This is a genomic window from Mesorhizobium shangrilense (genome assembly GCF_040537815.1).
In the GTDB taxonomy this organism is placed as follows: domain Bacteria; phylum Pseudomonadota; class Alphaproteobacteria; order Rhizobiales; family Rhizobiaceae; genus Mesorhizobium; species Mesorhizobium shangrilense.
In genome coordinates, this window is record NZ_JBEWSZ010000002.1 from 23,724 (window position 1) to 47,397 (window position 23,674).

Annotated in this window: 24 protein-coding genes; 4 read left to right on the forward strand and 20 right to left on the reverse strand. The window is 63.2% G+C overall.

Annotation, left to right across the window (positions count from 1 at the left end; translation table 11 throughout):
• Position 1: 1 nt before the first annotated feature.
• From ABVQ20_RS24770 to ABVQ20_RS24780, 3 genes are read right to left on the reverse strand one after another with little or no spacing between them, the layout of a single operon-like run.
• Positions 2-721: a FadR/GntR family transcriptional regulator gene (locus ABVQ20_RS24770; RefSeq protein WP_354462296.1), complete on the reverse strand. Its 720-nt coding sequence runs from the start codon at positions 719-721 to the stop codon at positions 2-4.
• A gap of 2 nt (positions 722-723) precedes the next feature.
• Positions 724-1,893, reverse strand: a complete 1,170-nt coding sequence (locus ABVQ20_RS24775; RefSeq protein ID WP_354462297.1) for a mandelate racemase/muconate lactonizing enzyme family protein — start codon at positions 1,891-1,893, stop codon at positions 724-726.
• A 60-nt stretch (positions 1,894-1,953) separates the two neighbouring features.
• On the reverse strand, positions 1,954-2,841 hold the full coding sequence (locus ABVQ20_RS24780) for a sugar phosphate isomerase/epimerase family protein (protein ID WP_352867701.1): 888 nt from the start codon (positions 2,839-2,841) through the stop codon (positions 1,954-1,956).
• A 391-nt stretch (positions 2,842-3,232) separates the two neighbouring features.
• On the opposite strand from ABVQ20_RS24780, the gene ABVQ20_RS24785 reads away from it, so the two are divergent.
• From ABVQ20_RS24785 to ABVQ20_RS24795, 3 genes are all read left to right on the forward strand, one after another.
• Complete coding sequence (locus tag ABVQ20_RS24785) at positions 3,233-4,288, forward strand: sugar phosphate isomerase/epimerase family protein (protein ID WP_354462298.1); 1,056 nt, start codon at positions 3,233-3,235, stop codon at positions 4,286-4,288.
• Between the two features lie 11 nt (positions 4,289-4,299).
• A complete protein-coding gene (locus tag ABVQ20_RS24790; RefSeq protein ID WP_354462299.1) occupies positions 4,300-5,487 on the forward strand; it encodes a Gfo/Idh/MocA family protein in 1,188 nt (395 codons plus the stop codon).
• A 217-nt stretch (positions 5,488-5,704) separates the two neighbouring features.
• Entirely contained in the window at positions 5,705-6,556 is an 852-nt protein-coding gene (locus ABVQ20_RS24795) for a sugar phosphate isomerase/epimerase family protein (protein ID WP_354462300.1), read from the forward strand.
• Positions 6,557-6,857: 301 nt separating this feature from the next.
• Here the strand turns inward: ABVQ20_RS24795 and phnE (ABVQ20_RS24800) are convergent, their stop codons facing one another.
• The 13 genes from phnE (ABVQ20_RS24800) to phnG all read right to left on the reverse strand — a co-directional run bounded on the left by phnE (ABVQ20_RS24800) (position 6,858) and on the right by phnG (position 17,666).
• Positions 6,858-8,225 carry a phosphonate ABC transporter, permease protein PhnE gene (gene phnE, locus ABVQ20_RS24800; protein ID WP_354462301.1) on the reverse strand — a complete coding sequence of 456 codons (1,368 nt, stop codon included), beginning with the start codon at positions 8,223-8,225 and terminating at the stop codon, positions 6,858-6,860.
• A 2-nt stretch (positions 8,226-8,227) separates the two neighbouring features.
• A complete protein-coding gene (gene phnE / locus ABVQ20_RS24805) occupies positions 8,228-9,184 on the reverse strand; it encodes a phosphonate ABC transporter, permease protein PhnE (RefSeq protein ID WP_354462302.1) in 957 nt (318 codons plus the stop codon).
• 59 nt (positions 9,185-9,243) lie between these two features.
• Entirely contained in the window at positions 9,244-10,152 is a 909-nt protein-coding gene (gene phnD / locus ABVQ20_RS24810; protein WP_354462303.1) for a phosphonate ABC transporter substrate-binding protein, read from the reverse strand.
• A 91-nt stretch (positions 10,153-10,243) separates the two neighbouring features.
• The gene (gene phnC, locus ABVQ20_RS24815; protein WP_354462304.1) at positions 10,244-11,101 is read right to left on the reverse strand and encodes a phosphonate ABC transporter ATP-binding protein; all 858 of its coding nucleotides are present in this window, start codon (positions 11,099-11,101) and stop codon (positions 10,244-10,246) included.
• A gap of 112 nt (positions 11,102-11,213) precedes the next feature.
• Entirely contained in the window at positions 11,214-11,927 is a 714-nt protein-coding gene (locus ABVQ20_RS24820) for a DUF1868 domain-containing protein (protein WP_354462305.1), read from the reverse strand.
• 80 nt (positions 11,928-12,007) lie between these two features.
• Positions 12,008-12,622: a DapH/DapD/GlmU-related protein gene (locus tag ABVQ20_RS24825; RefSeq protein ID WP_354462306.1), complete on the reverse strand. Its 615-nt coding sequence runs from the start codon at positions 12,620-12,622 to the stop codon at positions 12,008-12,010.
• Positions 12,619-13,326, reverse strand: a complete 708-nt coding sequence (gene phnL / locus ABVQ20_RS24830) for a phosphonate C-P lyase system protein PhnL (protein ID WP_354462307.1) — start codon at positions 13,324-13,326, stop codon at positions 12,619-12,621. Before phnL ends, ABVQ20_RS24825 begins: the two co-directional genes overlap by 4 nt.
• A 68-nt stretch (positions 13,327-13,394) precedes the next feature.
• Positions 13,395-14,171, reverse strand: coding sequence for a phosphonate C-P lyase system protein PhnK (phnK, locus tag ABVQ20_RS24835; RefSeq protein ID WP_354462308.1), 777 nt, complete (start codon positions 14,169-14,171; stop codon positions 13,395-13,397).
• A complete protein-coding gene (locus tag ABVQ20_RS24840; RefSeq protein ID WP_354462309.1) occupies positions 14,168-15,067 on the reverse strand; it encodes an alpha-D-ribose 1-methylphosphonate 5-phosphate C-P-lyase PhnJ in 900 nt (299 codons plus the stop codon). Before ABVQ20_RS24840 ends, phnK begins: the two co-directional genes overlap by 4 nt.
• Positions 15,064-15,483 carry a FosX/FosE/FosI family fosfomycin resistance hydrolase gene (gene fosX / locus ABVQ20_RS24845; RefSeq protein ID WP_354462310.1) on the reverse strand — a complete coding sequence of 140 codons (420 nt, stop codon included), beginning with the start codon at positions 15,481-15,483 and terminating at the stop codon, positions 15,064-15,066. The genes ABVQ20_RS24840 and fosX overlap by 4 nt, the downstream gene beginning before the upstream one ends.
• Positions 15,480-16,592, reverse strand: a complete 1,113-nt coding sequence (locus ABVQ20_RS24850; RefSeq protein WP_354462311.1) for a carbon-phosphorus lyase complex subunit — start codon at positions 16,590-16,592, stop codon at positions 15,480-15,482. The genes fosX and ABVQ20_RS24850 overlap by 4 nt, the downstream gene beginning before the upstream one ends.
• A gap of 1 nt (position 16,593) precedes the next feature.
• A complete protein-coding gene (gene phnH, locus ABVQ20_RS24855; protein ID WP_354462312.1) occupies positions 16,594-17,205 on the reverse strand; it encodes a phosphonate C-P lyase system protein PhnH in 612 nt (203 codons plus the stop codon).
• Positions 17,205-17,666 (reverse strand): phosphonate C-P lyase system protein PhnG, encoded by a 462-nt coding sequence (phnG, locus tag ABVQ20_RS24860; protein ID WP_354462313.1) that lies wholly within the window; start codon positions 17,664-17,666, stop codon positions 17,205-17,207. Before phnG ends, phnH begins: the two co-directional genes overlap by 1 nt.
• A gap of 117 nt (positions 17,667-17,783) precedes the next feature.
• On the opposite strand from phnG, the gene phnF reads away from it, so the two are divergent.
• Positions 17,784-18,533, forward strand: coding sequence for a phosphonate metabolism transcriptional regulator PhnF (phnF, locus tag ABVQ20_RS24865; protein ID WP_354462314.1), 750 nt, complete (start codon positions 17,784-17,786; stop codon positions 18,531-18,533).
• A 161-nt stretch (positions 18,534-18,694) separates the two neighbouring features.
• On the opposite strand, the gene ABVQ20_RS24870 is transcribed toward phnF, so the two are convergent.
• The 4 genes from ABVQ20_RS24870 to ABVQ20_RS24885 form a co-directional block, all read right to left on the reverse strand.
• Positions 18,695-19,714 (reverse strand): zinc-binding alcohol dehydrogenase family protein, encoded by a 1,020-nt coding sequence (locus ABVQ20_RS24870; RefSeq protein WP_354462315.1) that lies wholly within the window; start codon positions 19,712-19,714, stop codon positions 18,695-18,697.
• Between the two features lie 73 nt (positions 19,715-19,787).
• Complete coding sequence (locus tag ABVQ20_RS24875) at positions 19,788-20,756, reverse strand: ABC transporter permease (RefSeq protein ID WP_354462316.1); 969 nt, start codon at positions 20,754-20,756, stop codon at positions 19,788-19,790.
• Positions 20,753-22,306, reverse strand: a complete 1,554-nt coding sequence (locus ABVQ20_RS24880) for a sugar ABC transporter ATP-binding protein (RefSeq protein ID WP_354462317.1) — start codon at positions 22,304-22,306, stop codon at positions 20,753-20,755. The genes ABVQ20_RS24875 and ABVQ20_RS24880 overlap by 4 nt, the downstream gene beginning before the upstream one ends.
• A gap of 154 nt (positions 22,307-22,460) precedes the next feature.
• A complete protein-coding gene (locus ABVQ20_RS24885) occupies positions 22,461-23,456 on the reverse strand; it encodes an ABC transporter substrate-binding protein (RefSeq protein WP_354462318.1) in 996 nt (331 codons plus the stop codon).
• Positions 23,457-23,674: the final 218 nt, after the last annotated feature.

The following is a 23,674-nucleotide window of genomic DNA, read 5'->3' on the forward strand; positions in this document are numbered from 1 at the left end:
GTCAGGCCTTCTCGAGCGCCGGGCTCGCAGGCGCAGCCGCCTTGCCGCCCTCGATCAGGCCCTTCCAATAGCTCTCGGCACCCTGCAGATGCGCGCTCATCAGCGCCTGGGCGAGGTTGCCATCGCGGCGCAGCAGCGCCTCATAGATCTGGATATGCTCGGCATGTGAACGCACGCTGCGTTCGGGATCGTTGAAATAGACGGGCAGGCGCTGTTCGCCCATCATGTAGTAGACACTGCAGACATTGTGAAAGACGCTGTTCTTGGTTGCCCGCACGATCTCGAGGTGAAACTCGCGGTCTTCCTTGGCCAGGCCTTCGCCAGCCGCGATGCGGTCTTCGGACGCCTTCAGGATTTCGCGCAGCCGCTCGAAATTCTCCTCGGTGGCACGCGAGCAGGCAAGTTCGGCCGCCTTGATCTCATGGATCTTGCGCAGCTCGACCGTCTCATAGATCTGGATCGGATCGAGCGGCAGGCCAGCCCGCGCGAACAAGGCCATCGCCTCGACGCTGGCCTGCTTGGTGTCGATGTAGATGCCGGACTTGGCCCGGCGCTCGACGATGCGCATGGCTTCGAGGATGGCCAGCGTTTCACGGATCTGGCCGCGGCTGACGCCGAAATGCTCAGCCAGCTCACGTTCCGACGGCGTGCGGCCCGTCTCCTTGTCCGAGTGGGAAAACAGATAGGCGGCAAGTTCCGCGAGAAGGTTTTTTTCTTTCATTGTCACCCGCGTTGCGCGTGCTCCTCCAGGAATCGCTCGGAGACGGTGAATCCCAATCCGGGCTTTTCAGGGACGGCTATCATACCGTCCCTTGCTTCGACAGTCTCTTCAACAAGATCGTGAATCATCGGGTTGGCGCCGAGCGAATATTCGACGGTAAAACTCGCCGGCGATGCGGCGCAGATATGAAGTCCGGCAAAGAAGCAGGGCGCTCCCGCCCAAAGATGCGGTGCAAAACGCAGGTTGAAGGCGCTGGCGATGGTGCCGATCTTCATCGCCTCGCTGATGCCGCCGCAGAAGGCCGGATCGGGCTGGAAGATATCGGCAGCCTTGAGCACGGCCAGATCCCGGAAAGCGTAGCGCGTGGCCTCGCTTTCACCGGTTGCGATCGGAACGGCGCCGGAGGCGCGGACTTCGGCCATGCCCGGCTTGTCGTCGGCGATGATCGGCTCCTCGAACCATGCAAGGTCGAGATCGCCAACGAGATGGATGAAGCGTTTGGCTTCGGCCACCGTGTAGGTGCCATGGGCGTCGACCATCAGCTCGACATCGGGACCGAGCGCCTGCCGCGCGGCGCGCACACGCGCGGCGGAAACATGCGGTGCTCCGTCCATAGCGCCGACCCGCATCTTCAGCGCCTGGAAGCCGCCTTTGGCGATATAGGATTTCAGCTGCTCGCCAATGGCGTCGGCTGCTGCCCAGCCGCCGGATGCATAGGCGGGCATGCGGTCGAGTTTGCGGCCGCCGAGCAGCCGCCAGACCGGGACTCCCAAGGATTTGCCCAGGATGTCCCAAAGCGCAATGTCGACGGCGCTGATGGCGGCAACGCTCATGCCGCGCCGTGCCAGTTGCGGCATAGCGTGGCCGGCACGCGCCGCGCTGTCGTGGCGCACGCCGTTGTAGAGCATCTCCCAGATCACGCCGATGTCGGCGGGATCGCGGCCGATCAGCTGCGGCCCGACCTCGTGGTTCAGCATGTGGACGAGGGCGCCATAGCTGCCGGCGCTGCCGGCGGCATTCTTGCCTTCGCCCCAGCCGACCAGCCCATCGTCGGTCTCGATGCGCAGGATGGCGGCGTCGAAGGTCGTGACCTGCCCGAAGTCGCTGCGGTGTTGCTGTGCCGCTTCGATCGGTATGCGGACCCACCAGGCTTGGACGGTCTTGATGCGCATGTTCTTCCCCGGCCCGGCCGCTGGCTTGGCGGAAGGGCGCATTTCCTATCGTTGAACAGACTACTTGATCAGCGGCAGCAGCGTTTCGGCGGTGATGCGCATCTGGTCGGTGTAGAATTTCTCGGTCAGCACGCTGGAGCCGTGATCCTGGATGAACTTCAGCTGTTCGGGCGAGATGTCGACCGGGTGGCGCTCGACCATGTCGGGATAGGGCGCGGCCGGCGTGCGGTCGACCGGGGCGACGAACTCGTTGGTCAGCGCGCCGTCATAACCGACCTCCCGCAGGGTCGCGACGATCTTCGGCCAGTCGATCTGGCCAAGGCCGGCGGCGAAGCGGTTGTTGTCGGCGACGTGGAAGTCGAACAGGCGCTTGCCGACCTGGCGGATCGCGTCATGGACGTTAAACTCTTCCATGTGGATATGGTAGGCATCGAGGCAGACGCCGCATTCAGGGCTGACCGCATCGGCCAGCGCCAGCGCCTGGGCGCCTCTGTTGAACAGGTAGGTCTCGAAGCGGTTCAGCGGTTCGACGGCGATCTTGACGCCGACCTTCTTGGCGTGCGTGAAGCATTCGCGGGTCGCGTCGACAACCCACTTCCATTCCTCTTCCTCGGTGCCGTCCGGCACCACCTTGCCGACGGTGGCGGGCACCAGCGTGATGATCTCGCCGTCGAGCTCGCTGACCATCGTCAGCACGTCCTTGACATATTGCACGGAGCGCTCGCGCTGACCCTGGTTCCTGGCGGCAAGATTGCGCTCGCCCAGCATCAACGTCACCGCGCCCCAGCAGCGGATGCCATGCTCCTTGAGCAGCGCCCGCGTCTCCTTGGTCTTGTATTGCTCGGGCTCGCCGGAGATCTCGATCGACTCATAGCCGAATTTCTTGATGCGCTTGAGCGTCGTCTCCAATGGTTCCGCGCGCATCCAGTTGTGCGTCGAAAGATGCATGGTCAGTCCTTCCCAATTCGTCTTTAACGGTTCGCCTGCAACATGCGCTGCCGAAGACAACGCACGGTTCCTCCCCAACGCGTTCCAGCTCTTTTTTAACAAACTGGTTCGACCAATTGGGCCTCTTTTGAGGTCTAGCGTAATTTTACCGGAACGGCAAGAACCGCAGGGCGACAACTTTTCATGTGGTTTAGCTGTTTGATTATATTGACGTATATGGTCGATTTTCGATGGTGCTCGGTCTTGCGCCGCCGGGTTCGGTGGCTTGACCAAAGTCCCATATTTGGTAATACCAGAATGACGATAGGTGCATGCGCATGATTGGAAAGACAAAGAGGCTGGCTCTGCGTTCAATCGGCGCTATGGTTGGTCCGAGAAGGGGAGGATGAAAATGCCGTCGACGATGAAGGGGCCTGGACTTTTCCTGGCGCAGTTCGCGGGCGATGCCGCGCCGTTCAATTCGCTGCCGTCGATCACCAAATGGGCGGCAGGCCTGGGCTACAAGGGCGTGCAGATCCCGACCTGGGATGCCAGACTGTTCGACCTCAAGAAGGCGGCGTCTTCCAAGACCTATTGCGACGAGGTGAAGGGCATCTGCGCCGAGGCGGGGGTCGAGATTACCGAATTGTCGACGCATCTGCAGGGACAATTGGTGGCGGTGCATCCGGCCTATGACGCACAGTTCGACGGCTTCGCGCCGTTTTCGGTGCACAACAATCCGAAGGCCCGGCAGAAATGGGCGGTCGAACAGATGAAATTCGGCGCCAAGGCGTCGCGCAATCTCGGGCTGAACGCCTCGGTGACTTTCTCCGGCGCGCTGGCCTTCCCCTACCTTTATCCGTGGCCGCAGCGGCCGGCCGGGCTGATCGAGGAGGCATTCGCGGAACTCGGCAAACGCTGGAAGCCGATCCTCGACGTCTATGAGGACAATGGCGTCGATGTCGGCTACGAAATCCATCCCGGCGAGGACGTGTTCGACGGCGCGACTTTCGAGATGTTCCTCGATGCGGTTGGCGGCCACAAGCGCTGCAACATCAACTATGATCCGTCGCACTTCCTGCTGCAGCAGCTCGACTATCTCGAATTCATCGACATCTATCACGAGCGCATCAAGGCGTTTCACGTCAAGGACGCCGAGTTCAACCCGACCGGGCGGCAAGGCGTCTATTCCGGCTACCAGGGCTGGATCAACCGCGCCGGCCGCTTCCGTTCGCTCGGCGACGGTCAGGTGGATTTCGGCGGCATCTTCTCCAAGCTCACCCAATACGGCTATGATTCCTGGGCAGTGCTGGAATGGGAGTGCTGCCTGAAGCATCCGGAGGATGGTGCGGCCGAAGGCGCGCCGTTCATCCAGCACCACATCATCCGGGTCACGGAAAAGGCATTCGATGATTTCGCCGGCGGCGCCACCGATAAAAAGGTGCTGCGGGCCATGATGGGAATCTAACGGAGAAGAAAATGGTTGGCGCATCGAAGTCGGAAACGGGAGGCGGCCCGATCCGCTACGGCATGGTCGGCGGCGGGCAGGGCGCCTTCATCGGTGCAGTGCACCGGATCGCGGCGCGCATGGACAATGATTTCGTGCTGGTTGCCGGCGCGCTGTCATACGATCCGGACCGCGCCAAGGCCTCGGCCGCCGAACTCGGGCTCGATCCGGACCGTAGCTACGCCTCCTATGCCGAGATGGCCAAGGCCGAAGCCAAGCGACCCGACGGCATCGAGGCGGTGGCGATCGTCACGCCCAACAATGTGCATGTGCCGGCTGCCAAGGCGTTCTTGGAGGCCGGCATCCACGTCATCTGCGACAAGCCGCTGGCAACGACGCTGGCCGAGGCGAAGAAGCTGGCGGCGATCGTCGAGAAGACCGGCAGGGTTTTCGTGCTCACCCACAATTACACCGCCTATCCGATGATCAGGCAGGCGCGCGAGATGGTGGCCAAGGGCGTGCTTGGCGACATCCGCATCGTGCAGTCGGAGTACCCGCAGGACTGGCTGACCGAAGACCTTGCCGCCACCGGCCAGAAGCAGGCGTCATGGCGCGCCGACCCGAAACAGGCGGGTGCGGGCGGCGCGCTCGGCGACATCGGCACGCATGCCTACAACCTCGCCCGCTTCGTTTCCGGGCTGGAGCTGGATTCATTGTCGGCCGATCTTGATGCCTTCGTGCCGGGGCGGCAGCTCGACGACAATGTCAACGTCATGCTGCGCTTCAAGGCGCCCGGCAAAGCGCATCCGGCCAAGGGCATGATCTGGGCAAGCCAGGTGGCGCCTGGCCACGAGAACGGACTGAAGCTGCGCATCTACGGCTCGAAGGGTGGGCTGGAATGGGTGCAGGCCGATCCGAACTATCTCTGGTACACGCCGTTCGGCCAACCGAAGCAGCTGATCACCCGCAACGGCGCCGGATCGCTGCCGGTGGCGGGCCGTGTCAGCCGCGTGCCTTCAGGCCATCCGGAGGGCTATCTCGAAGGTTTCGCCAACATCTACCAGGAAGCAGCACGCGCCATCCGCGCGGCGCGCAAGAAGGGCGGCAAGCCTGGCAAGGATGTCGTCTTCCCGACCATCGAGGACGGGGTCGAGGGCATGGCCTTCATCGAGGCCTGCGTGAAGTCGTCGAAGAAGAATGGGGCGTGGACGAAGCTTTAATCGCGTGGCGGGTTAGTCCCCCTCACCCGGATTGCCAACCGAATTGCAAAGGCAATTCGGGGCAATCCGACCTCTCCCGGGGGAGAGGAGATTGTCGGCGCCGGCGTGGACCTCTTCTCCCCGCTGGGGAGAAGGTGGCCGCGAAGCGGTCTGATGAGGGGGCCTATGGCGAAGCCGGGAGAGGAAACAACCGGCCATAAAAAAGGGAGGGGGATCAATGAAAATCGGCATGTGCATGTTCTTGTGGACCACCGCTGTGTCGAAGACACACGAGCCCCTGCTGCGTGACATCAAGGCGACGGGTTTTGACGGTGTCGAGATACCGATCTTCACCGGCACGCCGGACGACTACAGGAAGCTCGGCGACCTGCTCGATCGCATCGGGCTGGAACGCACGGCCGTTTCAGCGATGGGCGATCCCTCGATGAACCTGATCTCGACTGATGCCGCGACGCGCAAGGCTGGCGTCGACTACATGAAATGGGCGGTCGACTGCGCCGATGCGCTGGGCGCCAGGACGCTGAGCGGACCACTGCATTCGACGCTCGGCGCCTTTTCCGGCACCGGGCCTACGGCCGCCGAGAAGAAGCGCTCGGTCGCCTCGCAGCGCGCCATCGGCGACCATGCCGGCAAGCGGAATGTCACCATCGGGCTCGAGGCGCTCAATCGCTTCGAGTGCTATCTGGTCAACACGATGGAGGACCTGTCGGAACATATCGATGTCATCGACCGGCCGCACATCAAGGCGATGTACGACACCTTCCATGCCAATATCGAGGAGGCCGACCCGGTCGGCGCCTATACGAAACATTGCGGCAATGTCGTGCATATCCACATATCGGAAAACGATCGTGGGGTGCCGGGGCGCGGCAACATTCCGTGGCAGGAGACGTTTTCCGCTATCCGCAAGAGCGGCTATGATGACTGGCTGACGATCGAGGCGTTCGGGCGGTCGCTGAAGGATCTGGCGGCCGCGACGAAGGTGTGGCGTGATTTTTCCGAGACGCCGGAAGCTGTTTATCGGGAGGGTTACAAGCATATCAAGAACGGGTGGAGGAAGGCGGTTTAGGCGCCCTGCGCCTGGTCCATTTCTATTTGCGTTCGCGGCGGTTGCCAGGTGGTTCCCCCACTCCGTCTCGGCTTCGCCGAGCCACCTCTCCCCCCTCCAGAGGGAGAGGAAAGGGAGCCTGGTGGCTAGACTAGGGAGAGGAGGAAAGCCTCGGTCTGGGAGGACAGGCGCCGGCTCGGACAGCCTGGTGCCTTTCCTCTACCCCGTCGATCGGGGGAGAGGTGTCGAGCGAAGCTCGACGGAGTGGGGGTCGACCCTTTGGCGCCGGGCGAGACGATGCTTACGCTTCTGCGTCACAAGGCTACCCCTGCTCGGCCTGCATCCTGTTGTAATCGTGGATCGTCCGGCTGAGCCGGCGGCGCAGGAAGCTGGAGATGTTGTCGAAGATGAAGACGACAAGCAGGATCAGCAGCACCATGTAGAAGACATTGGCCCAGTTGGAATTGGTGCGCATGGCTTCCCACAGTTTCAGGCCGATGCCGCCGGCGCCGACAGCGCCGATGATGGTGGCGCCGCGGGTGTTGGATTCCCACTGGTAGAGCGTCTGGCTGATGAACACCGGGATCACTTCCGGCAAGACGCCATAGCGCTGCACCAGGAGGCCGTTGGCGCCGGTCGACAGCACGCCTTCGCGCGGCTTGTCGTCGATGTTCTCCAGCGCCTCGGAATAGGTTTTGCCGAGCGTACCGATCTCGGTGAAGAAGATCGCGGCACTGCCGGCCAGCGGGCCCGGCCCGAAGGCGCGGGTGAAGAACAGCGCCCAGATCAGCATGTCGACCGAGCGCATGAAGTCGAAGAAGCGCTTGAGGACCTGGCTCAGCAGTCCGCTGGGCGTGATGTTGCGGGCGGCGAAGAAGGCAAGCGGGAAGGCGACGATGCCGCCGAGCAGCGTGCCGAGAAACGCCATGACGACTGTCTGCAGGAGTTTCGTCCAGACATCGCCATGCTGCCATTGGCCATTGTACCAGATATTGTTGGCGGCCAGCGCGAGATTGGACGTTCCCGGCTTGAGCTCCGGTCCGGAGACGATCAGCGAGATCACCTCGCTCGGCGATTTTTCGAAGAATGGCGAGCGTGGGTCGAAGACGAAATTCGCCCAGCCGAGGAAGCGCTTGCGGACCTTGACGCGATCGGCCGCGACGCGGACCTCGCCGACAAAGCCCATGTCGGCGACGACCTCCTCGTCATGCGCGGTGATCCAGGCCGGAATAGCACCGGACACCACCGGCTTGCCCGATATCATCGATACCTGAACCGTCTGGCCGTTGGCGATGATCGTGGCTACGGTCTTGGTGAAGGTAACGGATTTGGCCGGACCGTTGACCAGGACCGTGATCGAGCCGTCGGCGTTGGTCTTCACCCAGTCCGGGTGAGGGTCCGCACCGAGCACCGAAAAGCGCGGATATTTGGGCTCAATCTGTGGCGTGTCGAGCGGGAAGGTCGGCTGCACGTCGTAGCTGATCCATTGGGTCAGGAAAAGCGGCAGGCGCTCCCAGTGCGATTCACGCATGACCTGCGGCAGGTTGAAGAACCACACGGCATAGACGAAATAGAGAAGCGTGCCGACAAACAGCAGCAGCGGGCCGAAACGCTTGTGCAGCGGCCGCTGAAACACTTGCGGGTAGCGTTCCTCGATCGACAGGATTTGGTCGGCGGTCATGACAGCCATAATCACGCACCCATCATAAAGGCCTGCTCGCCGGCCAGCTTGCGGCGCAGCCAGGCGGAGAACTGGTCGATCAGGAAGATGGTCGTGAACAGGAGCAGCACCAGCGCCAGCGTCTTGGCGCCGAAGCCGCGCGAGATGGAGAGCTTCAGTTCCTCGCCGATGCCGCCGCCGCCGACGGCGCCGATGATGGTGGAGGCGCGAACGTTGATCTCGATCCGCAGCAGCGTGTAGGACATGAAATTGGGCAGTACCTGCGGCAGGTCGGCGAAGCGCACGCGCTCGAACCAGTTGGCGCCGACGGCCGTCAGGCCCTCCTCGGCGCGCATGTCGATGTTCTCGTTGATCTCGTAGAACAGCTTGCCCAATGCGCCGATCGAATGCAGGCCAATGGCGATGATGGCCGCGATCGGGCCGATCGAGACGATGGCCGCGAACAGGCCGGCAATGACAATCTCGGGAAAGGCGCGCAACAATTCCATGAGGCGCTTGACGACGTGCCGCAGCACCGGGTGTGGCGTCAGATTGCGCGCGGCGATGAAGGAGAATGGCACAGCAAAGACGAAGCCGATGAAGGTCGAGACCAACGCCACGTTCAATGTGGTCAGCATCAGCTCGAAATATTCAGGCACATAGAATCCACCCCAGACATAGGCGCGGCCGAGCGGGAAATTGTATTCCTGGGTGCCATTGTCGTGGGGGGACGCGATGTCGAACATGGCCCGCCAGACATCGTTCCAGTCCTTGGGAATAAGCCAGCTAAGGAAATCGAATATATGCGGCAGCCGATCGAAAAAGTGGCCGGCATTGGCTTCGTCGGCGAACCACATGGTTGCGCACAGGGCGACGAGCAGCAGGCCGACGCCCATCGCCGTATAGAGCCGGCGCAAGGAGGTCTGGCGGCGCCAGGCGTCGGCAGCCTGGTGCGTTGCGTCTGAATGAACTGTCACGGAGAGGGTCATGATCGGAGATGCAAGAAGGGCGGCGCTGGAGGTGTCGCCGCCCTTCCTGGTTTCTGCCGTTAGCCGCCGATCGCGGCCTTACGAGCTTCAACGATGACGTTGTAGAAGTCCGCCTTCACCGGAACGTAGCCGGTAAAGTCGCCGCCTTCGACGCCTTCGAAGCAAGCCTTGTCCTTCTTGGGCAGGCTGGTGAAGAAGTCGGTGAGCTTGGCGGTCATCTCGGCGCCGATCGCGGTGCGCACGACCAGCGGGCCGTTCGGGATCAGGCCGGAGCGCCAGACTTCGACGAAGTCGTTGGGGTCGACGGCGCCCTTGGCGGCGACCTTGTGGAAGGTGCCGGAAGTGAAGCCGTCCTTGAAGTTGCCGATGCCGGAGGAATCGTCCACCGCCACGTCGACCTTGCCGTCACGCACGGCCAGGATGTTGTTCTCGTGGCCGCCGTTGAACTGGGTCGAGGCGAAGAAGGCCTCGTTCGATGCGCCGGTGTCCTTCGGAATCTGGGTCAGCGGGATCAGGTAGCCAGAGGTCGAATCCGGGTCGGCATAGCCGAGCTTCTTGCCCTTGGCCGACTTGATGTCGGTGATGCCCGAGGATTTGAGCGCCAGGCCGATCGAATAGTAACCGGTGGCACCATCGGTCTGCTGGGTGGTGAGGATCGGGGTGACGGCCTTCGGATCCTTGATATAGACGCTGGCATAGCCGGAGGCGCCCAGTTCGGCGAAATCGAGCGTGCCGCCAAGCAGGCCCTGGATGACGCCATCATAGTCGGCGGCCGGGAACAGCGAAACCTTTTCGAAGCCGAATTCGGCCTTCAGGTGATCGGCAAGGCACTGGTAGTTGCGCAGGCGGTCGGTTTCGTTCTCACCGCCGAGGATGCCGACGCGGAATTCCTTCATATCGGCGGCGTGAGCCGCGCTGGTCGCCATGGCGAGCACCGAAACGGCGCTGAAAACCATCTTCCTGAACATTGATGTCTCTCCTATAGGTGCCGGCCCCGCGCCGGCAGCGTTCTTGATTTTGACAGGTGCCCTTGACGCGGGCTGGCGATCCAGGCCGCTCTCAGTATCCCGGGAATGCGGGTTCGAGCGGTCCGGCGGATGCGGCGATCTTTTGCTTGAAGGCAACGCTGGTGGAGGTGATGGCCTCCGAGATTTCGGCGCCATTGCTGTCGGCGCCATAGACGAGATGCACGGCCTCGCGGTCGAGCTCTTCCGGCGGGCCGTCGAAGACGACCTTGCCGGCGGCCATGCCGATGATGCGGTTGCAATAGGTGCGGGCCGTATCCAGCGTGTGCAGGTTGGTGACGACGGTGATGCCTTCGCGCAGATTGATGTCCTGCAGCGAGTCCATCACCACCTTGGCGTTGAGCGGGTCGAGCGAGGCGATCGGCTCGTCGGCGAGGATCATCTTCGGCTGCTGCATCATGGCGCGGGCGATGGCGACGCGCTGCTGCTGGCCGCCCGACAATGTGCCTGCGGGCTGGAGCGCGGTGCGGGCGATGTCGAGCCGCTCGAGGGCAGCGACCGCCTCGGCGCATTCAGCACGGGAGAACATGCCGAAAAGATTGGTCATGGTCGAGCGGTGGTTCAGCCTGCCGAGCAGCACATTGGTCAGCACGTCGAGGCGCGGCACCAGGTTGAACTGCTGGAAGATCATCGCGCAGTCGCGCTGCCAGCGCCTGAGCGGCGAACCGCGCAATTGCGAGACCTCGGCGCCGTCAAAAAAAATCGACCCCTGGCTGGGATCGATGAGACGGTTGATCATGCGAAGAAGGGTCGACTTGCCAGCACCCGAACGGCCGATGATACCGACCATCTGACCCTGCGGGATCGAGATGTTGATATCGCTGACGGCGGTATTCTTGCCAAATCGTCGGCTGACACCGCGAATTTCAAGCGTGGCAGAGGTTGCTGACATGAGCAAATTCCAGTCCGGGGCATAATGATCGTCTGGTTCTCGCCTAGCGCAGCCACATGAACCTGCCATGTCGCCAGCATGTCAGTTTTGTTACGCTCCACAGACGTGGGGGTTACTGCTGGAGGACCAGAAGTTCCTCGAAATGCTTCATGTCCTTGAAACCGCAGAATGCCGGGGCTCGCAATTCGATGACCGGCGCCTCGTTGGCAAACAGTGAAAGGCAATCGTCGAACAGGGCCTGCCACTCAACTGTCCTGTCATCCGCAAGACGCTCGATCTGATAAGCGAATGTGATGTGGAAGACGTAGGTGTCATGATCGGGATGCCGGTATCCAAACGGCACCGCCAGCGCATCTCGCCAGGCCCGCATGATGCGAACGTCATCTTCCGTCGCGCCGGCAACGGTGAGGCCGGTCGGCACGACCTCGACCACCTTTATGTTGAACGGGCCGAGGCCTTCAAAGCCTTTCAGGCGTTCCATATAGAGGCGGGTCATCGCGTCGATGCTGGTCTCGAGCGGCACGTCGTGCGGCCAGTAGGGCAAGCGGCGGCGATATTCGATGATGCCCTGGAACAGCGTCATGTGCAGGCTGGAGACGGGCGTGAAGGCCAGACGATCAGCATCGGGCATTGCCAGCATCCGGTCGCGCACTGCAAGCACCACGGCTTCGGACGGCGAACCTTTGACCAGATGGCTGACGACCGTGTTGCCGGGTTCGACCAGGAAATTGCCTGACGTATCGTAGCGCGTACCGAGATGCACTGGAACGGTCGGATTGGAGCCGGCAAAGAATCCGGCGAGTGACGGCTTGATTGGGGTAGGCATGGCGATCTCCAAGGGAAGATCGCCTCCTGTCCGAGTCATGTGTCAGGGGTGTGAAAGACAGGAACTACGGCCGCCGACGGTCAACCGTATTTTTCAAGAAAGGCTTCCGCCGACAGCTCGCGAAAATCGTCGAGCGATGCGCGCAACCGGGCATGGTCCCAATCCCACCAGGCCAATGCCTGGTAGCGTTCGGCCGTGCGGCGATCGAAGCGCTCGCGGATCGGCCTGGCCGGCACGCCTGCGACGATGGTATAAGGGGCAACATCCCTCGATACGACGGCACCGGCACCGACCGCGGCACCATCGCCGACGGTGACACCGGGCAGGATGGTCGAACCGTGGCCAAGCCAGGTGTCGTGGCCGATTGTAACGCGCTTGGCGCGGCGCTGGGCGAAGAACTCGCTCTCATGCTCGGCGTCGTCCCAATAGTCGGAGGCGCGGTAGGTGAAATGATGCATGGTCGGCCGCCAGGTCGGGTGATTGGTGGCGTTCATGCGCACGGCTGCCGCGATGTTGGAGAACTTGCCGATGGTGGTGCACCAGACCGAGCAATCCTGCATCATGTAGGAATAGTCACCGAGTTCGCTCTCCGAAACCCGGCTGCGGTCGGCGATCTCGGTCCAGCGGCCAAGCGTCGAGTTTTCCACCTGTGCCGTGGGATGGATCAGCGGCGTTTCCGAAAGCTTCCGGGTCATGCGGCGATCTTCGCGGCGCCAAAAGCGGTGACGTCGATGATGCGGTCGGCAACCGCCTCGCGCACGTCATGATCATGGAAAATGCCGAGCAGGGCGATGCCCGCCGCCTTCTTGGCCGCAATCAGCGCGATCACCACCTCGCGGTTCGTGGCGTCGAGCGACGCGGTCGGCTCGTCGAGCAGCAGGATCGGGTGCTCGGTGATGAAGCCGCGCGCGATGTTGACGCGTTGCTGTTCGCCGCCCGAGAACGTCGCCGGCGGCAGCGCCCACAGCTTCTCCGGCAGGTTGAGCTGCGCCAGCAAGGCACGCGCCTTTTCGCGCGCCGCCTCGCGTTCCTCGCCGCGCTCGACCAGCGGCTCGGCGACGACGTCAAGCGCCGAAACGCGCGGCACGGTGCGCAGGAACTGGCTGACATAGCCGATCGTTTGCCGGCGTACCGCAAGCACGGTGCGCGGGCTAGCGGTGGCGAGATCGATCAGGCCGCCTTCGTGGTGGATGATGATCTGGCCCTCATCGACGGCATAATTGCCGTAGAGCATCTTCAGGATCGAGCTCTTGCCGGCGCCGGATGGGCCGCCGAGCACCGTGCATTCGCCAGCCCTGATCGAGAACGACACACCGGCGACGACAGGCAGTTTGATGCCGTCGCGCAGATGCATGGTGAAGCTCTTGGCGACGTCGGAAACAACGAGAGGCGTCGGCATGTCAGTGTCCTTTGTTTTGCCGCATGATCCGGTCCGAAAACCGGCTTCCACTTTTCGGGATCATGCGGTCAGACCTGCAAAATCGAGGAAACGAGCAACTGCGTGTAGGGCGCGCGGGGATCGTCGAGCACGCGGTCCGTGAGGCCGCTTTCGACGACGCGGCCGTCCTTCATCACCATCATGCGCTGCGACAGAAGCCGGGCCACGGCGAGGTCGTGGGTAACGACGATGGCCGCGAGGCCGAGATCGGTGACCAGGCCGCGCAGCAGGTCGAGCAAGCGCGCCTGCACCGAGACATCAAGGCCGCCGGTAGGCTCGTCCATGAACACCAGCCGGGGGCCGGTCACCAGATTGCGGGCGATCTGCAGGCGCTGGCGCATGCCGCCGGAAAAGGCGCGCGGCTCGTCATCGATGCGATCCTCGTCGATCTCGACGCGCGACAGCCAGTCGACGGCGGTGGCGCGGATCTTGCCGTAGTGACGGTCGCCGACCGCCATCAGCCGCTCGCCGACATTGGCGCCGGCCGACACCGTCATGCGCAGGCCATCAGCTGGATTCTGGTGTACGAAGCCCCAGTCGGTGCGCATCAGGAAGCGCCGTTCGGCTTCGCTCATGCGGTAAAGCTCGCGGAATTGGCCGTCACGCATGCGGTAGCTGGCGGTGCCGGAACTCGGCAGCAGCCGCGTCGACAGGCAGTTGAGCAGCGTCGTCTTGCCGGAACCGGATTCGCCGACGATGGCCAGGACCTCGCCCGGCCACAGGTCGAAGGTGACGTTCTCGCAGCCGACGCGCGAGCCGTAGAATTTGGAGAGCGCCGAGACGCGCAGCAGCGGTTCGTCGGTCATTGTGCCGCCTCCATTTTTCCTGCGGCAAGATGGGTTTCGGGCGCAAGATGGCCGCGATGGCCGTCCGCCCGGCGCTTCTCGCAGTGGTCAGTGTCGGAGCAGACGAACATGTGGCCGCCCTTGTCGTCCAGGATGACCTCATCGAGATAGACATTCTCGGCCGCGCACAGTGCGCAGGGCTGGTCGAAAGTCTGCACCTCGAACGGATGATCCTCGAAGTCGAGGCTGACGACGTCGGTGAAGGGCGGCAGCGCGTAGATGCGCTTCTCGCGACCGGCGCCGAACAGCTGCAGGGCCGGTGATTGATGCATCTTGGGATTGTCGAATTTCGGCGTCGGCGAAGGATCCATCACATAGCGGCCCTCGACCTTGACCGGATAGGCATAGGTGGTGGCGATGCGGCCGTGCCTGGCGATGTCCTCGTAGAGCTTCACATGCATCAGGCCGTATTCCTCCAGCGCGTGCATCTTCCGTGTTTCGGTCTCACGCGGTTCGAGGAAGCGTAGCGGTTCGGGGATCGGCACCTGGTAGACCAGCACTTGTCCGGCGCTCAGTGGGTATTCCGGGACACGGTGGCGGGTCTGGATGATGGTGGCGCTGGCCGTGTCGGTGGTGACGGCGACATTGGCCACCTTCTTGAAGAAGGCGCGGATGGAGACGGCATTGGTGGTGTCGTCGGCGCCCTGGTCGATGACCTTCAGCACATCGTCGGGGCCGATGATGGAGGCGGTGACCTGCACGCCGCCGGTTCCCCAGCCATAGGGCATCGGCATTTCGCGCGAGGCGAACGGCACCTGGTAGCCGGGGATGGCGATGCCCTTGAGGATGGCCCGGCGGATCATCCGCTTGGTCTGCTCGTCGAGATAGGCGAAGTTGTAGGTGGCGATGTCGGTCATGATGCGACCTCAAGTCCCTTGGCGTAGCGCTTCAGCCGCTCGTTGAGCGTCCCGGTGTGCAGTTCGAACATGTGGTTGTCGTCGTCGTAGAAATAGATCGACCTGCCTTCACCCTCGACGCGTGGGCGCGGCGGGCGCATGTCGAGCCCAAGCTTGGCAACGCGCTCTGCATAGCCGTCGAAATCGGCGTCATCGATCTTGAAGGCAATGTGGTTGTAGCTGCGCTCCGCCAGCGCCTCGCCTTCCATGATGGCGACCCAGATGTCGCCGATCAGGAAGAACTTTTCGCGCGAAAGCGAGAACTGCTCGGCGTCGCTGGCATAGACCTCGCGGGCTTCGAATATGCCTTCCAGGATCGCGGTCATCCGCTCGAGGTCGCGGACGATGAAGGTCATGTGGGAAAGGCCTTCGATCATTCCGCGGCCTCCCGCTTCTCTTCGACCTTCGCGGGATTTTCGCGGGCGTCGTATTCGGCGCGCATGCGCCGCACGAGGTCGAGCTCGGCCTGGAAGTCGACATAGTGCGGCAGTTTCAGATGCTCGACGAAGCCGGTCGCCTGTACATTGTCGGAGTGCGAGATGACGAACTCCTCGTCCTGCGCGGCGGCGACGACATCCTCGCCGAGTTCGGTCGCACGAAGAGCGCGGTCGCACAGCGCCATGGCCATCGCCTTGCGCTCGCTCTGGCCGAAGACCAGGCCGTAACCGCGCGTGAATTGCGGCGGCGCCTTGGCCGAACCCTTGAACTGGTTGACCATCTGGCATTCGGTGACACGCACCGTGCCGAGCGGCACCGCGAAGGGCAGTTCGGGCACGTCGAGTTCCAGCTCGACCTCGCCGATGCGGATCTCGCCGACAAAGGGGTGGTTGCGTGCATAGCCGCGCTGGGTGGAATAGCCGAGCGCCAAGAGGAAACCCTCGTCGCCGCGTGACAGCGCCTGCAGGCGAATGTCGCGCGCCATCGGGAATTCAAGTGGTTCGCGGGTGATGTCGCCGGGAACATGATCCTTCGGCATGTCGCCATCCGGCTCGATCAGGCCTTCGCGGGCAAGGATCGCCGAGACGCGTGGCATGGCTTCCGCCTCACTGGTGCGCCGCTGCGGCTCGGCGACGTCGCCGCCAGCGGCAAGCTCGGGGTCGAGCAGCCGATGCGTGTAGTCGAAGGTCGGGCCGAGAAGCTGGCCGCCGGGCAGGTCCTTGTAGGTCGCCGACACACGACGCTCGACCTGCATCGCTGTCGTGTCGATGGCCTTGGTGTAGCCGAAACGCGGCAGCGTGGTGCGATAGGCACGAACCAGGAAGATCGCCTCGATCAGGTCGCCGCGCGCCTGGACGATGGCGAGTGCGGCCAGTTCACGGTCGTAGAGCGAACCTTCGCTCATCACCCGGTCGACGCCGAGCGCCAGCTGCTCGACGATCTGGTCGAGGCGAAGTGCGGGCACCGAACGGTCGCCGCGCCGGCGATCGGCAAGCAAGCTGTGGGCGTTGGCGATTGCGGCTTCGCCGCCTTTTACCGCGACATACATCTTACGCCTCCATCGTCTTGATGCGCGTGGTGCGCGGCAGGCAGGCAATGCTGTCCGCAGTGGCAAGGATGATGTCGATGCCGCGCGGAAAGCGATGGTTGTTCTGTTTCCATTGCTCGACGAAGTGGCGCGGCATCTGCGCCGGCGCGATCGTCGCCGTCGTTTCGATGCCGGGTCCCTGCAGCAGGAGAGGCGTGCCCGAAGCAAGATCGCTTACCTGGAGGATCAGCGTCGTGGAGCGGTCGGGATATTCCTGCGTGCCTTGCGAAAAGCCGTCGAGCGCCATCATTTCACAAGGGGAGGTGATCACGGCGAAATGGGCGTCGGCCGGCGTGTTGGCCAGCGGCGCGCCGGAATGGAACCCAAGCCAGGATTTCACCGTCATGGAAGCTTGCAAAGCAGGGTCGAGCCAGATCGGCGTATCATTGTCGCACAGCGCCAGAGCGATGGCGCCGGCCGTCGCCCATAGTGGCGCCGGTGGGCGGGCAAGGGCCGGCAGCTTCTGCACGGTGCCCGGCCGCGCCATCGCCTCCATCACGCTGCGAAAGACCGTCTGGGCATTGAACACGGGATCGGCGAAGCCGCCCTCGATTGCCTGGGCCGTGATGTCCATCAGTCTTCTCCGCGTACCATGGTGAAGAAATCCACCTTCGTTGCCGCCGTCTCGGCGCGTCTTTGTTCGCGCGCCCTGGCCAGTCCCTGCTGCAAAGGGACGATGATCCTGGTCTCGACCTCGCGGCGTCGGGCAGGGTCCTGCCATAGCGCGTCGGCGATGGCCGCGAGCTTTGCCTTCTGCTTGTCACGGCCGAGCGCGTAGCAATGGCCAACCTGTCCGGATGGAAGCCGGACTGTGGCCCGCGTCACCGTTGCCTCGCCGACATTGAACGGCGCGCCGCCGCCGCCGATCCGGCCGCGCACGGTGACCAGTCCGGTTTCGGGACCGCGCAGCAGCTCGGCTTGCGAAGGCAGGCCGGACTCGTTCCACAGGCGAACGATGTCGTCGCCGCTGGATTGCGCCAGGGTTGCCATGGCGGCCTTGCGCTCAGCCTGATCGCGCGCTTCCTGTCCTCGCATCGAACCTTCCTTCTGATTTCAATTTGTCTAGTGATATAGACAACTATACAAATTATACCTATTATCTACCGCGAGTCCATGACGGGTGGATGACAGGGGTGACAGGGGGGGCGGGGTATGGTCGGACAGGACAAGGTCAACAGTATCGAGCGGCGCAGCGGGGTCTCACTGTGGCGGCAGATCGCCGACAGGATCCTGCAGTCGATCGCGGCAGGGGATTTCGCGGAGAATGCCGCGCTGCCGCCCGAAGTGGCGCTGGCCGAGCGCTACGGCGTCAACCGCCACACGGTGCGCAGCGCCATAGCGGCATTGGTGCAGGAAGGGGTGCTGAGGGCCGAGCAGGGACGCGGCACATTCGTACTGTCTCGCAAGCGCCTTTCCTATCCGATCGGCGCGCGGACGCGCTTCTCGACAGGCCTGCAGGGGCAGACATCCGAGCGCCATATCGTCCTGCTTGCCTCATCGGTAGAGCCGGCCAGCCAGCGCGTCGCCGAGGGCCTTGGCCTTGCCAGGGGGGCTGAGGTGATACGCCTGGAGACACGCGGCGAGGCTGACGGTCGGCCTGTATCGCGCGCTGCCGGCTGGTTCGATGCCAGGCGCTTTGCCGGCATCGACAAGGCAATGGCGCAGACGGGATCTATCACCGCATCGCTGGCCCGCTTCGGCATAGACGATTATCTCAGGCAATCGACGGTGCTGTCGGCGCGGCATGCCGATGCGGCCGACCTCGCCGACCTCGACCTGCAGCCGGGCGCCATCGTGCTGGTCACGGTGGCCGTCAATGTCACGCCGGACGGCCAGCCGATCCAGTTTTCGGAGTCGCGTTTCCCGGCTGAGCGGGTCGAGTTGAAGTTGTCGGCGCTGTAGGGAGCGCCGGCCTTGTACGAGACCGTGATTTATCTGACTCACGCTGATATCAGACCAGCCCGGTCGTGCTTACTTTTCAGCGGCTCGGCGGAGCCGAGACGGAGTGGGGGTCGACCTGCGCGGGGTGTTGTCAATTCGGGCCGGGTTCACCGCCTGCCGTGTTATGACCCCACCTCGATCACAGCCTTGATCAGGCCGGACTTCTCATGGGCCCAGCGGGCGAGATAGCGTGGCGTGCCGGGAAGCCTGGTGCGGTGGGTTACGAGCTTTTCCAGGGGAACCGCGCCGTTGCGAATCGAGGCGGCGACGTGGTCGAAGTCGGCGCGCAAGGCATTGCGGCTGCCGATCAGCGTCATCTCGCGCTTGTGGAATTCCGGGTCGGAGAAGCTGATGTCGTCCTTGACGACGCTGACCAGTACCAGCGTTCCGCCATGCGCGACATGGGCGAAGGCCGACTGCACCGACTGGGTGTTGCCGGTGGCGTCGAACACCACGTCGAACCCTTCACCGTCGGTCGCTTCCTTGACAAGATCGGGCACGGCGCCGCGTGACCCATCGAGGGTGGGGAAGCCGAGTTCGGCGCCGGCGAAGGCAAGCCTTTCCGTGCTCATGTCGAGCAGCGTCACATCCAGGCCAGCGATGCGGGCGAAGATGGCCGTGCCGAGCCCGATCGGGCCTGCGCCGATGACCAGGGTGCGCGCGCCAGGTTCCGCCCGCGCGCGTCGCACGGCATGCGCGCCGATGGCCAGGAATTCGACGGCGGCGGCATCGGCGAGCGACAGGCCGTTGGCAGGATAGAGGTTCTGCTGGGGCACGAGGATTTCTTCGCACATGGCGCCGTCGCGATGGACGCCGAGCACCTCGATGCTGACGCAGCAATTCGGCTTGTCTTTCCGGCAGGCGATGCATGTGCCGCAGGACAGATAGGGGTTGATGACGACCGGCTCGCCCAGGGCAAGCCCGACACCCTCGCCAATCTCTATAACGGTTCCCGACACTTCGTGGCCCATGACGCGTGGATAGGCGAGGAACGGGTGCTTGCCTTCGAAGATGTGGTAGTCCGTGCCGCAAATGCCGACATGGCTGACCGCGACCAGCGCCCAGCCGGGGGGGGGTGCGCCGGGCGCGGGACGATCTTCCAGGACGAGATCGCCGGGCGAGCGGCAGACGACAGCTTTCATGCTTCAATCCAGTTGGTTCGCGACGCCGCCGGCCCTTCGGCCATGCCAGGCCGGCGGCTATGTCCGTTGCAGATTACTTGCTGCCGCGGCGACGCAGCCCGTCAAAGTAAACAATGATGATGATCAACGCGCCGGTGATGACACGCTGCCAGAAGGCGTTGACGTTGAGCAGATTGGCGCCGTTGTTGATGGTCGCCAGGATGAACGCGCCGAGCAGCGGCCCATGCACGGAGCCGACCGCGCCGAACAGCGAAGTGCCGCCGATGACCGACGATGCGATCGCCTGCAATTCCCAGCCCTCGGCCTGGGTTGGGTTGCCGATGCCGATGCGCGAAGCCAGCAGCACGCCGACGAACGCCGCGCAGAGACCCGACAGCGTGTAGGCCATGAAGATGGTGCGCTGGACGTTGACGCCGGACAGGCGCGAGGCCTCGGCATTCGAGCCGACCGAGAACAGGTACCGGCCCCATCGGCTGTGATGCAGGAAGACATAGGCGGGTATGCCGACCAGAAGGACCATCCAGAACAGATTGGGAATGCCGAGGAAGGAATTGCGCGAGAATTCCTGGAAGGCGTCGTTGTTGATCGAGATTGAATTGCCGTTGGTTATCAAAAGGCCGATGCCGCGCAGCGAAGTCAGCGTCGCCAGCGTGATGATGAAGGGCGGCAAGCCCATCTTGACGATGCCGAAGCCGTGAAACAGGCCGATGGCGACGCCGACCAGCAAGGTGAGCAGGACGGCGAGCAGGACCGGCACGCCGGCATTGATCAGCATCGCCACGATGACGGTGGTGAAGCCGACCACGGCGCCGACGGAAAGGTCGATGCCGCCGGTGATGATGACGAAGGTCTGTCCGACCGCAAGGATCGCGATCATCGAACCCTGACGCAGCAGGTTCGAGATGTTGTTGGCCGACGCAAAGCTTGATGTGGACAGCGACAGGATGACCCACAGCAGCACCAGCAGGGCCAGAAGCGTCAGCCCGAACAGGGCGTTGTAGTTGCGCTTCGATTTTTCGGCAGGAATCGCCTCGGTGCTCATGTCTGTCCTCCCAGCTTTTCTTGTTTCTCGGCGAGCGCCTGTGTGAGAATTTCCTCGTGATCGGCGGTGCGGAACCCGTGCGTGGCCACCAGCTTGCCGCGCCGGAACACGTGCAGCGTGTCGGCGAGTTCGTAGACCTCCGGCAGGTAGGACGAGATCAGGATGATGCCTGCGCCCTTCGACAGCAGCGCGCTGAACAGGCGGTAGATTTCCGCCTTGGTGCCGACATCGACGCCGACCGTCGGCTCGTCGAAGATGAACAGCCTGGCGCCGTGGGCCAGCCACTTGCCGATGACGATCTTCTGCTGGTTGCCGCCCGACAGGCTGGAGGCCAAAGCGCTGCGTGTCGGCGTCTTGATCCTGAGATCGGCGATCTGGCGGTCCGCCTCGGCCTTTTCCTTCACGTTGGAAATCAGCAGATTGTTCGAGATGCGCTTGTAGATCGGCAAATTGAGGTTGAGGCCAACCGGCAGGTTGAGGCACAGGCCCTGGTCGCGGCGGCTTTCCGGCGCAAGTGCCATGCCGAGCTTGATGGCGTCATGCTCGGAGTTGACCTGGACCGGCTTGCCGTCCCAGAAAATCTGGCCGGCCGATTTGCGGTGGCGGCCATAGACCGTGGTCACGAACTCGCTGCGCCCGGCGCCGATCAGCCCGTAAAGGCCGACGATCTCGCCGGCGCGAACGGTCATGGACACGTTCTCGAAGCCCTTGCCGGAGAGGTTCCTGGCTTCCAGGATCGCCGCGCCCGGCGTGAAATGCTCCTTGTGGTAGATTTGCTCGATGGAGCGGTTGATCATCATCCTGACCAGTTCCGCGTCGTTGGTCTCGGCGATGTTCCTGGTGCCGACCAGCGTGCCGTCGCGCAGCACCGAGACACGGTCGGCAAGCTCGAACACTTCCTCCATGCGATGACTGATGTAGATGATGGTGACCCCTTCGCCCTTCAGCCGGCGGATCAGCGTGAACAACTGATCGGCTTCCTTGCGGGTCAGGTAGGCGGTCGGCTCATCGAAGATCAGGAACTTGGTGCCGCGCACGGTGGCGCGGGCGGCGGCAATCAGCTGCTGCTGGCCGATGGTCAGATCGCCAAGCGTGACATGCGCCGGCAGGTCGAAGCCGAGATCGTCGATGATCTTCTGTGCTTCCCTGACCATGGACCGCTGCTGCAGGATGCCGAAGCGGGAACTCTCCTCGCCAAGGAACATGTTGGCGGCGACCGTCAGGTGGCGGCAGAGCACGACCTCCTGATGCACCGCGTTGATGCCCAGCGCCATCGCCTCATGCGGCGTGGCGAGCGCCGTCGGCTTGCCTTCCCAGATGAGATCACCGGAGGTACGCGGCATGACGCCGGTGAGAAGCTTGATGAGTGTCGATTTGCCGGCGCCGTTCTCGCCGACGATGGCGTGGATTTCACCCGCCTTGAAGGCGAGGTCCACAGGCTTCAGCGCATGGGTGCCGGGATAGCGCTTTTCCAAACCGCGCAGTTCAAGGATCGTCCTGCCGGGCTCCAGCACGGGGGCCGGGTGCGTTTCCTGCGCCGTTGACGTCATGACAATCCTCCCAGATTGGTCTCACGATTGGCACGCGGCGAGGCTGTGACACGCCCGCTGGAGCAGCCTAGCCCAAGCCGGCGGATTTCCAAGCGACTTATGCCTGATGTTTCCGGGGCGGCGAGGCCCCGGAAACTGTTGTGCGTGCCGATGCTCAGTTGAGCTTCGGGTTGAGCAGCGCGTCGATCTTCGGCTCCTTCATGTTGGCCTTGGTCACCAGATTGGCGCCGGTGTCGACATTGGCCTCGACCTTCTCGCCCTTGGAGGCGGCAAGCGCGGTCTTGATGCCGTCATAGCCCATGCGGTACGGATCCTGGACGACGAGGCCGGAAATGACACCGTCATTCAAGAACTTGATCAGCTTCTCGTCGCTGTCGAAGCCGATCAGCGCCAGCTTGCCGGCAAGTTTGTTCTCGGCCACGGCCTGGCCGACGCCCTGCGCCATGATCAGGTTGGACGCGAAGATGCCCTTGAGATCGGGGTTGGCGGTGATCAGGTCGGTGGCGATGTTGAGGCCGGTCGTGGCCTGGCCGTCGGCATATTTGTCGGCGACCAGCGTGAGGCCGGGATATTTTGCCTTGAGCTCTTCCTTGAAGCCCTGGGCGCGCTGTTCGAGCGAGCCGGCGCCGGGAAGTGCCGTGATTAGCGCAACCTTGCCTTCGACCTTGCCACCATTGGCAGCACCGATGGCCGCGGCGAGACCGTCAGCGGCGACGCGTCCGCCCTGGACGTTGTCGGTGGTCAGGAACGAGGTGAAGGCCTTGGAGTCGGCGCCGGAGTCGATGCCGATGACCTTGACCTTGGTGGCTGCCTCATCGATCGGCTTGCCGAGTGCCTTGAATTCCGTCGGCGAGATGACGACGGCGGCCGGGTTGCCGGCAACCGCGTTTTCAAGGATCGAGATCTGGCCGTTGACGTCGGTTTCAGCCTGCGCACCGAGTTCCGGAACGTTGACGCCGAGGTCCTTGCCGGCCTTGCGGGCGCCGGCCAGGACGATCTGCCAGTAGAAGGACGTGGTGTCCTTGACGATGATCGGAATGGTCACGTCCGCCGCCGAAGCCGGGGCTGAGTGCATCACGCCGGCAAGCATGGAGGCGGCCGCGAGGGCCACGAATGCGCGGCGGTTGAGAATGCTGGTGACGAATTTCATAGGTTTCCTCCCTAAGTCGCCCGGTGAACGTTACGGAAGCTCTATTCGGATAGGCGTGGCCCAAACAGAACTTTATCAATAAAAAACATTTACCGCATTTTGATAGTGCATCGGTTCGGGCGATGCAAGCGGTGTTTCACATCGCCTCCGGCCGCTGAACTGTCGTTGCCGCTTCATCGACACCCGAAGGGCTTCCGTATCCGTTCTGAGGAGGCATG

Bases quoted from the DNA above. Each gene is read 5' to 3' on its own strand.
- ABVQ20_RS24770 (WP_354462296.1), bottom strand. From the start codon at position 721: ATGAAAGAAAAAAACCTTCTCGCGGAACTTGCCGCCTATCTGTTTTCC.
- ABVQ20_RS24775 (WP_354462297.1), bottom strand. From the start codon at position 1,893: ATGCGCATCAAGACCGTCCAAGCCTGGTGGGTCCGCATACCGATCGAA.
- ABVQ20_RS24780 (WP_352867701.1), bottom strand. From the start codon at position 2,841: ATGCATCTTTCGACGCACAACTGGATGCGCGCGGAACCATTGGAGACG.
- ABVQ20_RS24785 (WP_354462298.1), top strand. From the start codon at position 3,233: ATGCCGTCGACGATGAAGGGGCCTGGACTTTTCCTGGCGCAGTTCGCG.
- ABVQ20_RS24790 (WP_354462299.1), top strand. From the start codon at position 4,300: ATGGTTGGCGCATCGAAGTCGGAAACGGGAGGCGGCCCGATCCGCTAC.
- ABVQ20_RS24795 (WP_354462300.1), top strand. From the start codon at position 5,705: ATGAAAATCGGCATGTGCATGTTCTTGTGGACCACCGCTGTGTCGAAG.
- phnE (WP_354462301.1), bottom strand. From the start codon at position 8,225: ATGGCTGTCATGACCGCCGACCAAATCCTGTCGATCGAGGAACGCTAC.
- phnE (WP_354462302.1), bottom strand. From the start codon at position 9,184: ATGACCCTCTCCGTGACAGTTCATTCAGACGCAACGCACCAGGCTGCC.
- phnD (WP_354462303.1), bottom strand. From the start codon at position 10,152: ATGTTCAGGAAGATGGTTTTCAGCGCCGTTTCGGTGCTCGCCATGGCG.
- phnC (WP_354462304.1), bottom strand. From the start codon at position 11,101: ATGTCAGCAACCTCTGCCACGCTTGAAATTCGCGGTGTCAGCCGACGA.
- ABVQ20_RS24820 (WP_354462305.1), bottom strand. From the start codon at position 11,927: ATGCCTACCCCAATCAAGCCGTCACTCGCCGGATTCTTTGCCGGCTCC.
- ABVQ20_RS24825 (WP_354462306.1), bottom strand. From the start codon at position 12,622: ATGACCCGGAAGCTTTCGGAAACGCCGCTGATCCATCCCACGGCACAG.
- phnL (WP_354462307.1), bottom strand. From the start codon at position 13,326: ATGCCGACGCCTCTCGTTGTTTCCGACGTCGCCAAGAGCTTCACCATG.
- phnK (WP_354462308.1), bottom strand. From the start codon at position 14,171: ATGACCGACGAACCGCTGCTGCGCGTCTCGGCGCTCTCCAAATTCTAC.
- ABVQ20_RS24840 (WP_354462309.1), bottom strand. From the start codon at position 15,067: ATGACCGACATCGCCACCTACAACTTCGCCTATCTCGACGAGCAGACC.
- fosX (WP_354462310.1), bottom strand. From the start codon at position 15,483: ATGATCGAAGGCCTTTCCCACATGACCTTCATCGTCCGCGACCTCGAG.
- ABVQ20_RS24850 (WP_354462311.1), bottom strand. From the start codon at position 16,592: ATGTATGTCGCGGTAAAAGGCGGCGAAGCCGCAATCGCCAACGCCCAC.
- phnH (WP_354462312.1), bottom strand. From the start codon at position 17,205: ATGGACATCACGGCCCAGGCAATCGAGGGCGGCTTCGCCGATCCCGTG.
- phnG (WP_354462313.1), bottom strand. From the start codon at position 17,666: ATGCGAGGACAGGAAGCGCGCGATCAGGCTGAGCGCAAGGCCGCCATG.
- phnF (WP_354462314.1), top strand. From the start codon at position 17,784: ATGGTCGGACAGGACAAGGTCAACAGTATCGAGCGGCGCAGCGGGGTC.
- ABVQ20_RS24870 (WP_354462315.1), bottom strand. From the start codon at position 19,714: ATGAAAGCTGTCGTCTGCCGCTCGCCCGGCGATCTCGTCCTGGAAGAT.
- ABVQ20_RS24875 (WP_354462316.1), bottom strand. From the start codon at position 20,756: ATGAGCACCGAGGCGATTCCTGCCGAAAAATCGAAGCGCAACTACAAC.
- ABVQ20_RS24880 (WP_354462317.1), bottom strand. From the start codon at position 22,306: ATGACGTCAACGGCGCAGGAAACGCACCCGGCCCCCGTGCTGGAGCCC.
- ABVQ20_RS24885 (WP_354462318.1), bottom strand. From the start codon at position 23,456: ATGAAATTCGTCACCAGCATTCTCAACCGCCGCGCATTCGTGGCCCTC.